The 11,363-nt window shown below is 57.6% G+C and carries 11 protein-coding genes; 2 read left to right on the forward strand and 9 right to left on the reverse strand.

The genetic code is table 11. The annotated features are described in order from the left end of the window. Positions 1-213 precede the first annotated feature (213 nt). Positions 214-855, forward strand: a complete 642-nt coding sequence (locus BN1117_RS13225; RefSeq protein ID WP_040098072.1) for a class I SAM-dependent methyltransferase — start codon at positions 214-216, stop codon at positions 853-855. A gap of 421 nt (positions 856-1,276) precedes the next feature. Next, positions 1,277-2,026: a substrate-binding periplasmic protein gene (locus BN1117_RS13230; RefSeq protein ID WP_156129985.1), complete on the forward strand. Its 750-nt coding sequence runs from the start codon at positions 1,277-1,279 to the stop codon at positions 2,024-2,026. 90 nt (positions 2,027-2,116) lie between these two features. Here BN1117_RS13230 and BN1117_RS13235 read toward each other — a convergent pair whose 3' ends face one another. The 9 genes from BN1117_RS13235 to BN1117_RS13275 all read right to left on the reverse strand — a co-directional run bounded on the left by BN1117_RS13235 (position 2,117) and on the right by BN1117_RS13275 (position 11,339). Beyond that, positions 2,117-3,241: a M20 family metallopeptidase gene (locus BN1117_RS13235; RefSeq protein ID WP_040098075.1), complete on the reverse strand. Its 1,125-nt coding sequence runs from the start codon at positions 3,239-3,241 to the stop codon at positions 2,117-2,119. A gap of 25 nt (positions 3,242-3,266) precedes the next feature. Continuing rightward, a complete protein-coding gene (locus BN1117_RS13240; RefSeq protein WP_040098077.1) occupies positions 3,267-3,734 on the reverse strand; it encodes a YjiG family protein in 468 nt (155 codons plus the stop codon). After that, positions 3,731-4,459 (reverse strand): nucleoside recognition domain-containing protein, encoded by a 729-nt coding sequence (locus BN1117_RS13245; protein WP_005335061.1) that lies wholly within the window; start codon positions 4,457-4,459, stop codon positions 3,731-3,733. Before BN1117_RS13245 ends, BN1117_RS13240 begins: the two co-directional genes overlap by 4 nt. Positions 4,460-4,711: 252 nt before the next feature. Then, positions 4,712-5,068 carry a fumarate reductase subunit FrdD gene (gene frdD / locus BN1117_RS13250; RefSeq protein ID WP_040098079.1) on the reverse strand — a complete coding sequence of 119 codons (357 nt, stop codon included), beginning with the start codon at positions 5,066-5,068 and terminating at the stop codon, positions 4,712-4,714. A 118-nt stretch (positions 5,069-5,186) separates the two neighbouring features. Further along, positions 5,187-5,585, reverse strand: coding sequence for a fumarate reductase subunit C (locus BN1117_RS13255; RefSeq protein WP_040098081.1), 399 nt, complete (start codon positions 5,583-5,585; stop codon positions 5,187-5,189). A gap of 16 nt (positions 5,586-5,601) precedes the next feature. Further along, on the reverse strand, positions 5,602-6,336 hold the full coding sequence (locus BN1117_RS13260; protein ID WP_040098082.1) for a succinate dehydrogenase/fumarate reductase iron-sulfur subunit: 735 nt from the start codon (positions 6,334-6,336) through the stop codon (positions 5,602-5,604). After that, positions 6,329-8,113: a fumarate reductase (quinol) flavoprotein subunit gene (gene frdA, locus BN1117_RS13265; RefSeq protein ID WP_040098084.1), complete on the reverse strand. Its 1,785-nt coding sequence runs from the start codon at positions 8,111-8,113 to the stop codon at positions 6,329-6,331. The genes BN1117_RS13260 and frdA overlap by 8 nt, the downstream gene beginning before the upstream one ends. Positions 8,114-8,623: 510 nt before the next feature. Further along, entirely contained in the window at positions 8,624-10,501 is a 1,878-nt protein-coding gene (locus tag BN1117_RS13270; protein WP_040098086.1) for a methyl-accepting chemotaxis protein, read from the reverse strand. 154 nt (positions 10,502-10,655) lie between these two features. Further along, positions 10,656-11,339 (reverse strand): glycerophosphodiester phosphodiesterase, encoded by a 684-nt coding sequence (locus BN1117_RS13275; protein ID WP_040098087.1) that lies wholly within the window; start codon positions 11,337-11,339, stop codon positions 10,656-10,658. Between the last annotated feature and the right edge of the window lie 24 nt (positions 11,340-11,363).

The raw sequence follows: 11,363 nt of genomic DNA on the forward strand, positions 1-11,363 counted from the left end.
GGGCGTTTTTTATGGAATAAATTAATGAGTAAGTATAAATCTGACATTCCGCACCTGATTGGGGGGGCTTACCATCGGATAAGTCTGGCTCTGACGATGAGCGTGGATGACCGCCATCCTCGCCCGTACGCAGCAAAAAAAGTTGTCAGCGACGCGATGGGCAGGCAATCTGCGCCGCTGTTATCCAACAGGAAACCCCCAAGAGGTACCGTCATGTCATCCACCGTCAGCTGTCCCCTGTGTGCCAGCCATCGCAGTTATCCCCTGCCGGTGGCGGGCAAGCGCTATCATCGCTGTCTCGCGTGCGAGCTGGTCTGGCTGGATGAGGCGGATCATCTGGATGAGGCGGCGGAGAAGGCGGTCTATGACGGTCACGACAACCGGGTTGATGATCCCCGTTATCGCACCTTTCTGATGCGGGCTTTTGGCGAGGTGCTGGCGCGGGTGCCGCTACCTGCCAGCGGTCTCGATTTTGGCTGTGGCCCGGGCCCGGCGCTGGTGGCGATGGGGCGCGAGGCGGGTTACCAGATGGCGGGGTATGACAAGTTCTACGCCGATTTTCCCGAGTTGCTGACGCGTCAGTATAACTTCATCACCAGTACCGAGGTGATTGAACACATTGCCGAGCCGCGCACGGTGCTGGCGCAGTTGTGGGATTGCCTCAAGCCCGGTGGCCTGCTGGTGCTGCAGACCCAGCGGGTGCTCAGTGACGAGCGGTTTAAAAACTGGCGCTATCGCCACGACCCGACCCATATCGTCTTCTTTGCCGAGGCATCGTTTCAGGTGCTGGCCGCCAGCTGGCAGGCCGAACTCAGCTTCCCCCACGCCGATGTGGTTGTGCTGACCAAACCTTGATCTCGCACTGTTTTTGTTGCGCCTCCATTTGGCATGCTGCAGAGCAGACCCCAAAGAGCGATACAACATCGATTATTGCAGCGAACCTCCTGACTGGGCCCCAAGCGTCAGTACGGCTGTTGAGTGTGGCCCTTGCTTCATCGGGGCAAGCCGCTGAGAAGATCGAGATGCAGCGTCCCTATCTGAAAGAGGGGGACGCTCCGTACTCTGGGGGCGTTGGCGAAGGCGCTGCAAGAGCAGGCTGACTGGCACCAGACCCCGCAGCTCCGTTATGGTGCCATTCCGGCCAATTTGCTGGCGTTGTGGCATGAAAGCGCCCCTGCAAAGTGAGCGCTATCCCTTCTGGGCTAAGCTGCAAGAGGGATAAACAGTCCGGGAGCGGGAGATGAGACGAGCGGCAACATGGTGGGCGGGATTGGCGATGGCCATCTTGTCCCCCGCGCTATGGGGGCAAGAGCCACCAGTGAAGATCTGTCTGGGGGAGGGCAACGAGTGGGCCCCCTTTACCTACTGGGAGCGCAAGGACGGGGTGCCCGATACCAGCCGCCTGACCGGTTCGGCGACCACGCTGGTGCTCGATGCATTGCAACAGAGCGGGCTCTCGCACCAGATCCGCTATCTGCCCTGGGCACGGGTCCAGCAGGAGCTGGCGGATTATCGCCAGAATGGTCTGTGCGAGCTGACCTGGGATGCCAGCTACAAGCCGGAGCGGGCCGAGTTTGCCTTCTACAGTGTGCCTCTCTATTACACTCGGCTCGCCTTCTTTTATCTCAAGCGCCGCTTTCCCGAACAACCTGATCTGCAGACGGTCAATCGCTCCCGGGTATGCGGAGTGATTGGCTACAACTACACCCCCTATGGCCTGGCGCAGGAGCCGCACCGAGTGAGGCAGTTGCAACAGGCGCTCGATATGCTGGCGCGGGATCGCTGTGATTTTCTGCCAAGCGAAATCGAGCCTCTGGTGGCTGGCATCACTCTTGGCATCTACCGCAGTGAGAGCGGGTTGCTTAACCTCGTCCTGCCCAGCAGAAAGCAGTTTTACCTGTTGGTGAGCAAGGGGTCCCCCCGCGGCCACCAGCTGGTGAATAACCTCAATCAGGCGCTGGTGGCATTTCAGGAAGGGGGGCATGCCGATGAGGTGATGCGCCGCTTCTTGCCACCGATGGAGTAATAGCGAAGAGTTGCTCTCATTGAGGGGGAAGCAGATAAGCAAAGGGCCAGCCGGTGCAAACCGGCTGGCCCTTTTTTATGTGAGAGTCTGTCAGGCCGCCAGACGGGTCAGCACCTTCACCAGCAGCGCGATGCGCGGGGCAATGCTGGCCAGATCCAGATACTCCTCGTCACTGTGGAAACCGGCACCGATGGGGCCCAGACCATCCAGAGTGGGGATGCCGAGGGCGGCGGTCAGGTTGGCATCGGAGCCGCCCCCCACCTCCTGCCAGCTGATTGTCAGCCCCAGTTCGGCGCCACACTCCTCCACCAGCTGCATCAGCGCCTGAGTGCCCTCTGACGGCACCATGGCCGGTTTGTGGGCCTCGCGGGTCAGCTGGATGGTGACGCCATCCAGATGGGGTTGCTTGGCCAGGGTCAGCAGATGATCGTCGATCTGGTGGTACTCCTGATTGTCCCAGAAACGGACATCCACCACGGCGCTGGCATGGGCCGGCACTATGTTGGCGCCGTTGCCCCCCTCGACAATGCCGATGTTGAGGGTGGTGCCGCTCTCGAAGTTGGTCAGGGCGTTGATGGCCAGGATCCAGTGGCCCAGCTCGGTGATGGCGCTACGCCCCTTCTGCGGCTCGTTGCCCGCGTGAGCCGCCTTGCCGGTGAAGTCGATGCGATAACGGGCCATCCCCTTGCGCGCCTTGACCAGCGAGCCATCGGCGCGGGCCGCTTCGGCCACCAGCACCTGCTTTGCCTGTTTGGCCACCGCTGCCAGCCAGTCGCTGGAGTGGAGGGAGCCAATCTCCTCATCCGGGTTCATGCAGACGCAGATGCTCAGGCGATCGCGCACCTCACGGGGCAGTTCACGCAGGGCATAGACGATGTTGAGCAGCCCGGATTTCATGTCGGAGACACCGGGACCGTAAGCGCGCTCGCCATCGCTGCTCATCGGGCGGGCGGCGGCGGTGCCGAGGGGGAAGACGGTATCCATATGGCCGATCAGCATTACATCGATCTGCGCCGCATCAGGCTGGTTGCGGATCTCCAGCCCCACCCCCGCGGCGCCACAGTCGACCCGCTTGATCTGCCAGCCGCCCATCGCTTCATATTTTGCGGCCATCAGGTCGGCCACTGCCGCAATGCCCGGCTGGTACAGGGATCCGCAATCCAGATTGATCAGCGGGGCCAGTTCGGTCAGGTATTGATCCAGAGAAAAAGTCATTGCTTGCTCCACTATCAGGTTCGGGTCAGAGAAGGATGTTCATCACCAGCATGGCGCCGAAGGCGTTGAGTACCGAGATGGCGACCATGATGGGGATGTAACGCCCTTCGGTGCCGATGCAGCCGAGAATGCGGCCCATGTACTGCACCTGGGAGCCCATCAGGTAGATGGCTGGCGCCAGAATCGCGATGTGGGTGCCATTGAGGATCCCCTGATCGAACAGGGTGATGACCACGCCGACCGCGCCGCCCATCGACATCCAGGCGCCGATCAGCACGGCTGCCGCCTCACCGGGCAACCCGAAGATGGCCATGACAGGGGAGAAGATGGCTCCCATGGCATCCAGCGCGCCGGTGATCTGCAGCGCCTTGATGATGACGAAGGCCATCAGTACGTTGGGAACGGTAGAGGTGGTGGCGATGACCCAGCCCTTCTTGGCCCCTTCGACGAAGATATCGGTGACGATGGGTTTCTTGATGTTGGCCTGGTTCATTTGGCTTGCTCCTGAGTGTTGAGAGTCTGCTGGGTGTTGTTATCTGTCTGCTTGCCTTCGCTCATATTGAGGTAGACCCGGAACAGGTTGGCCCCGACAAATTTGAAGGCGAACATCACGATGACAGCCAGACCGATGGAGGAGCTGACCGCCGGGCTGCCATCTGCCAGCGTCAGGGTGAACAGCACGGCGCCGGAGGAGAAGAAGTTGACGATGGTGGCACCAGCGGAGAACTGGAACATGGTGAACACGTCGGTTTCACGCTTGGTGATGAGCCCTTCATCCTTGAGCTGACGGGTCATGGCGGCACCGGCATCGGTACTCTGCAGGGAGGCGATAAGGGCGAGGCCGGTGTTGCCCGGGATCCCCATCAGCGGGCGCAGCAGCGGGGTCAGCAACTTGCGGGCAGCTTCCAGCGCGCCGTAGTGTTCCAGCACATTGATCATACCGAGAGCAAACATCACGGTGGGGATCAGGGTCAGGGCGAACAGAAAGCCGTCTCTCGCCCCGTTGCCCCCTTTGCCGCGCATGTCGGTCATGGCGGTCTTGATGCCGTCACCATTCTCGCTGACGCTCTGGACCATGGTGCCGAATGAACCGTTCAGCGTGGTGAAATCGAATACCCCGTACCACTCGCCGGATTGCAACAGTCCGGAGAAGAAGACCACGGCGAAGGCCAGTGCCAGGTAACTGCCTATGCTCACCGAGCGTGTTTTGTCTGTCATTAGCTAGCTCCATATGAATAATTATTTAATCTGAATAATTATAATTGATATGGATGCCACTAAATTGATGGTGGTCAAAATGGTTTGCTACAAATTACGAATGTATTGGGGTTATGTGACTGCGATCGCCATATGCTTGGACGATAATCTGGTTTTTATCGAATTATTTGAGTGAGTAAAAAGCAGAGGCGGGATAGCGGGGCAATAAAAAACCGGGCACGAGGCCCGGTTTGCTCAATCAGTCAGATGTGATTACTGGAGTACCAGCACCATCAGCAGGCCGACGGTAATGGCAGATACCAGGAAGGCAAAGCCATAGAACACATAGTGGTGCAGCTTGGTGGTGTGGATCCCCAGATCATGCAGACCGTGATAGATACGGTGCATGCCGTGCCAGATAGGCAGGGCGATGATCACCAGCAGGATGCAGGCACCCCACCAGGAGCTGGCGAAGGCGTGCACGCGGTCATAGCTCATGGTCTCTACGTCCATGATGCCCATGGGCACCAGCAGACCGGTGATGAGGACAATGACCGGCAGCAGCATGGCAACGACCATGCCACCTGCACCAAACAGACCCCAGTAAATCGGTTCGTCAGAACGTCTCATGATTATTCCTCAAATCATCGTTAACAGAGATTTCGTGGCCAACGTTGCCGGGTCAGGGAGAGTGGGTTCCCGACAGGAACCCGCCCTTCGTGTGCCAGAACGTTTAATGGTTTTCTCCTCAGGCCACGATGATCAGGACAAGCAGGGATACCACCGCCAGCGCCACATACTGGGCGAGAACGATCGGCTTCTCCGGCAGCAGGTCTTCACCACGGAAGATACGCATGGCTTTCGGCGCCAGAGCGAACCAGGTCTTGGCATGGAACAGGCAGGCTGCCAGGGCAATCACGTGGAACAGGATGGCGATCGGGCTTTGCAGGGATTCCAGCCAGCCGTTAAACGCTTCCTGACCCTGTACCAGACGCATCAGGCCCCACATCAGCACAACGGCGTAGATGGAGACGAAGATACTGGTGCCTTCGCGGATCATGTAACCGGTGTAGAAGGCGTTCTTCAGCCACCAGTCTTTCTTCATTTCGCGGACGTAAGGCTTACGTTTGCTATTGGTGTTGTTCATGGTCTCATTCCTGCTCTCAATCTGGCTTGAACATGGCGATCATGTAGTCCTTGGCGCTCTCGACCTTGCCAAGCTGGATGGCTGCGGCCGGGTCTACGCCCTTCGGGCACACGTCAGAGCAGTAACCCACGAAGGTACAGCCCCAGACGCCTTCGTCCTGACTGATGATGCGCATCCGCTCTTTGGCACCGGCATCACGGTTGTCGACGTTGTAGCGATAGGCCAGAGCCAGTGCCGCCGGACCGGTGAACTTCTTGTTGATGCCATACTGCGGGCAGGCTGCGTAGCAGAGACCACAGTTGATGCACTGGGAGAACTGTTTGTACTTCGCCATATCCGCCGGCGTCTGGATGTACTCGCCATCACACAGACTGCGTGGCTCGCTCGGCATGATATACGGCTTGATGCTCTCCAGCTTCTCGATGAAGTCGGACATATCGACCACCAGATCGCGCTCGATCGGGAAGTTGTTGAGCGGCTCGATGGTCATCTTGCCCGGCAGGTAGTCCCGCAGGAATGCCTTGCAACCCAGCTTGGGCACACCGTTGACCATCATGCCGCAGGAGCCGCAGATCGCCATCCGGCAGGACCAGCGGAAGCTCAGGGTCGAGTCCAGGTGATCCTTGATGTACTGCAGGGCATCCAGCAGCGACATCTCTCTCTGGTAGGGCACCTGGAAGGTTTGCATCCAGGGCTCGTTATCCTGCTCGGGACGGTAGCGCAGGATCTCAATTTCAATCATCTCAGCCATTCTTCTTAGCCTCGTCTTGTTTCTCACCCTCGGAGCCGTACACGCGTTTTGCCGGCTGGGACTTAGTGATCTTCACATCGGAGTAATCGATGGAGGGCGTTTCGCCATTGGTGTAGAACGAGAGCGTGTGCTTGAGGAAGTTCACGTCATCACGCTCTTCGTAACCGTCCAGACGCTGGTGGGAACCGCGGGACTCTTTACGATTGATAGCGGAGTGCGCCATGGCTTCGGCCACGTCCAGCATGTAGCCCAGTTCGATGGCGTACAGCAGGTCGGTGTTGAAGACCGAGGACTTGTCGTTGATCTTGACCTTCTTGTAACGGACTTTCAGCTCGTTGATCTTGTCGATGGTGCCCTGCATCAGCTCTTCGGTACGATAGATACCGACCCCGGCTTCCATGGACATGCCCAGCTCATTGCGGATGTCAGCCGGGTTTTCGGTACCGTCGACCTCGAGCAGAGAGAGGTGCTGCTTGATCAGCGCCTCGGCCTTGGCGGCCAGCGCTTCGGTGTTGCCATGCTGCTGAGTCTTGGCAAATTCACCTGCCTGCTCACCGGCCAGCTTGCCGAATACCACGATCTCGGACAGGGAGTTGGAACCCAGACGGTTGGCACCGTGCAGACCGACGGAGGCACATTCGCCCGCGGCGTAGAGGCCGGGCAGACGGGTGGCACACTTGTTGTCAGTCTCGATACCACCCATGGTGTAGTGGGCAGTCGGACGTACCGGGATAGGCTCTTTGGCCGGGTCCACGTTGACGTAGGCTTTGGCCAGTTCGCAGATGAATGGCAGACGCTCTTTCAGGTACTTCTCGCCGAGGTGACGCAGGTCGAGGTGAACCACATCGCCCATCGGGCCCTGAATCACTCGGCCTTTCTGCTGCTCTTGCCAGAATGCCTGGGAAACGCGGTCGCGCGGACCCAGCTCCATGTATTTGCTCTTCGGCTGGCCGATCGGGGTTTCCGGGCCCAAGCCGTAGTCTTGCAGGTAGCGGTAGCCATCCTTGTTGAGCAGGACGCCACCCTCACCACGACAACCTTCAGTCATCAGGATGCCGGTGCCCGGCAGACCGGTCGGGTGATACTGGACGAACTCCATATCGCGCAGCGGTACGCCGTGACGGTAGGCCAGCGCCATGCCGTCGCCGGTGACGATGCCGCCGTTGGTGTTGTAACGGTACACGCGACCGGCACCACCGGTGGCGAGGATCACCGATTTGGCCTGGATGAAGCGGGTGATACCGTTCTGGATGTCAAAGGTCAGTACGCCCTGGACACGGCCATCTTCCACGATCAGATCAAGACAGAAGTGCTCGTCGAAGCGCTTGATGCTCGGGTATTTGATGGAGGTCTGGAACAGGGTGTGCAGAATATGGAAACCGGACTTGTCTGCGGCGAACCAGGTACGCGGAACCTTCATGCCACCAAACGGACGCACGTTGGCTTTACCATCCGGCTTGCGGCTCCAGGGGCAACCCCAGTGCTCCAGCTGGACCATCTCTTTGGTCGCATTGTTGACGAAGTAATCGACTACATCCTGCTCGCACAGCCAGTCACCACCGGAGACGGTGTCGTTGAAGTGGTTTTCGAGGGAGTCGTCATCACGCACGACACCGGCGGCGCCACCTTCGGCTGCAACGGTATGGCTACGCATCGGGTAAACCTTGGAAATCAGGGCGATATCCAGGTCTGGCTGTGATTCGGCTATAGCGATAGCGGCGCGCAGGCCAGTACCGCCAGCACCGATGATGGCAACATCGGTCTTGATAATATCCACATCTGCCTCCTTAGGGATAGATTTGCTGGGCACGATTTTGCTCTATGAAAAAAATTCAGGCTTGATGCAAGTCAAGCAGCTAGGTTTTAATCCATTTTTCTTCGTTATTTTTCTATAAAACACCCAATTCCCTGGATGAAAATGTCGTTATTATCGCCATATCCTGGTGTTATTGAGAAGTTTAACACCTTCGTGCGCATACTTTAACTTTCGGATTGTACGTAGTTTTCTTTCAATAAAATGCGAATCGCCTCTCTTTTTAGGTACTCGCGAAAAAAATTTTAAGTTTTTTATTGTTATTTTTTAATGAGAATTATTGGCGTTTAGTGATTCGGATAGAAATAGCTAATCCTAACTGCGATGATCGCGACAGAGATGATTTGATAATTCCAGACTGACAGCAAGGATTTCAGGGCGTGGGATGTGCCGGGCACGGTGAGATTACTCACTGAAAATTAAGCGCTATTTAGAAAAAGCAAAGGGGCCGTAAAGGCCCCCTTTTTAAGATGGTCAGATCCGGAACATGCCGACCTGATTACTTAGTTCACCCGAAATATTTTTAAGTTGTTCAGAGAGATGACGCGAGCTATCGGCGTCGACTGCCAGTTCATCCGAGACATCTTTCACCGCCTGAATGTTGCGGCTCACCTCATCGGTGACGGCGCGTTGCTCTTCAGCTGCGCTGGAGATCTGGGTCGCCATGTCAGAGATCTGATTGATAGAGGTGGTGATCTGCTCCAGTGCCTGGGTAGCGTTGTTGGCATCATCCACGCTGTTCTGGGCCAGCAGCTGACCTTCGTGCATGGTGCTGACTGCCCCCTGAGTATTGCGTTGCAGGGTTTCGATCATATTGCGGATCTCGACGGTCGAGCTGTGGGTACGCTGTGACAGTACACGTACTTCATCGGCAACCACCGCAAAGCCCCGACCCTGTTCACCGGCACGGGCCGCTTCGATGGCGGCGTTGAGTGCCAGCAGGTTGGTCTGCTCGGCGATGCCCTGAATGGTGGAGAGGATGGTGTTGATCTCCTGAGCGTTTTTCTCCAGCTCCTGAATGATGTTGGAGGCCTGTTCCACCTGGGTCGCCAGATCGGTGATGGAGCGCTGGTTGCGGGCGATCACCTGCTTGCCATGCTCGCAGCTGCTGGTGGAGGAGCGGGCTGCTTCGGCGGTCTGCTCGGCGTTGCTGGCGACCTCGACCGCAGTGGCCGACATCTCGTGTACCGCAGTGGCGATCTGGGAGATCTCGTTTTGCTGGCGAGCCAGCCCCTGGTTGGCTTTCTCCGCCATGTTATGGGATGACTTGGCCTGCTGGTTGAGTTGGCCGGATGAGTTGGAGATATCTTGTACCATCACATGGATCCGCTCGATGAAAGCGTTGACGTGTTTGGCTACCGCACCCACCTCATCTTCCCGTTCAATCTTGATGCGGCGGGTCAGGTCGCCGTTGCCACGGGAGAGATCGGCAATCGCCTCACCCAGGGTTTTCAGGGGTGCCAGCGAGCCGTTGATGGCGACATAGGAGAAGCCTGCCACGATCAATATGGTAATAAAACCTTGCAGCAGTGCGGAGGTGACCATCCGTTTTACCGATTGATAGGCGACCTCTTCATCCACCATCATGCCGTAATACCAGTTGGTATTGGGGATCTGGTTGAAGTCGTAGACCGCTTTCTTGCCACTGATCACCAATTCATTAATCTTGCCATCATGGGCGACCTGATTGATGTAGGCCGCGGTCATTTCGGGTGCCAACTGGGTGGTCGGTTTGAGCGACAGAGAGGCATCAGGGTGGGCGATAATGGTGCCATTGCTGTCCACCAGCATGGCGTAGGTGCCCTCGGAGGTGACAGCCAGAATGTCCGAGATCAGCGAGCTGATGGAGACATCGCCCGCGACGACGCCCCGGGTATTGCCACGCTGGAACGGCTCGGCAATGGTGACAATCAACTGACCGGTGGAGATGTCGGCATAGGGCGCTGTGATGACCAGCTTGCCTGCTGTCATCGCATCCTTGTACCAGGGACGTTGACGGGGGTCATAACCGGCAGGTAGATCGGTCGGTTTGCTCTGGATCATCTTGCCGTCTGCAGTACCGGCATAAACCAGGTCGAAACCGCCAGCGTTCATCGATTGAGCCAGATGGCTGACGGGCTCATCTTCTTTGGCGAATGCCTCTTTGGTGGTGCTGACCATGCTGATCCGCGAGTCGACCCAGCGGGAGATCCCCTTGACGTTGGCCATGGAGCTTTCATCGATGATATTCCAGACCAGTCGCTGGGTCTCGCTGCGCAATTGCGAGGTGTTGTACCAGACCTGCAGGCCGGTGATCACCAGAATGATGACCCCGATCGCCAGGACAAGCTTGTTTTTAATCGATAAGTTCATAGTTACATCCTTGATGAGCGTCAATCTGAAGTGTGTGGCATCTGGTTATTGTTATAGCTCTGTTACTATCGGCCGTAGTCGAATTTTTTTTACCCCGGTCAACGAATTAAAGTTAGTGCCTAAATGGGGGCTTATCCATACGCGTATCGTCCCATCATGATGCGATAAAGCGATCCGGTCGATTGGTGAAGATTCCATCAACACCCATTTTGGCGAGTTTTTCACAATCCTCAGGACAATCCACGGTATAAACCAACACCTTGAGCCCACGGCGATGTGCATCATCGACCAGCGCGGCGTCGATGAAATCAACATCGCAATTGATGGACCAGGCCCCCAGATCGCCGGCAAACTGCGCCAGGTTGAGCGGCAGGTTGGCGGTCAGGGCTCCGAGCCGTATATCGGGCCGCGAGGCGGCAAATCGGGCTAGCTCCGGGTGATGGAAAGAAGAAACTACCCACTGCTCGGTAGTAAAGCCAAGCTCGGCCTCTGCCCGTTGGGTCAGGGCTGCCACCGCATCGGCGGTATGGGCACCTTTGAGCTCGATATGCAGATCGCAGCGTCCGGCGATGAGCTCCATCACCTGCCACAGGGTCGGGATCACCTCTCCTTCACCGGCATCGAGCTGCGCCAGATAGGAGCGCGATTGCTCGGTCAGCACCCCCTTGCCATTGGTGCAGCGCTCCAGCCGCCGGTCGTGGAAGACCCACAACTCGCCATCAGCTGTTTGCACGTCGATCTCGATGGCTGATGCTCCCAGCTCCAGCGCTTTGGCCATCGCCTTGAGGGTGTTCTCCGGTGCCAGACCGCTGGCGCCACGGTGGGCAATAATCTGCATGCTCTGCTCCTTCTACCTCGCGGA

Source organism: Aeromonas australiensis (assembly GCF_000819725.1).
GTDB lineage: Bacteria > Pseudomonadota > Gammaproteobacteria > Enterobacterales > Aeromonadaceae > Aeromonas > Aeromonas australiensis.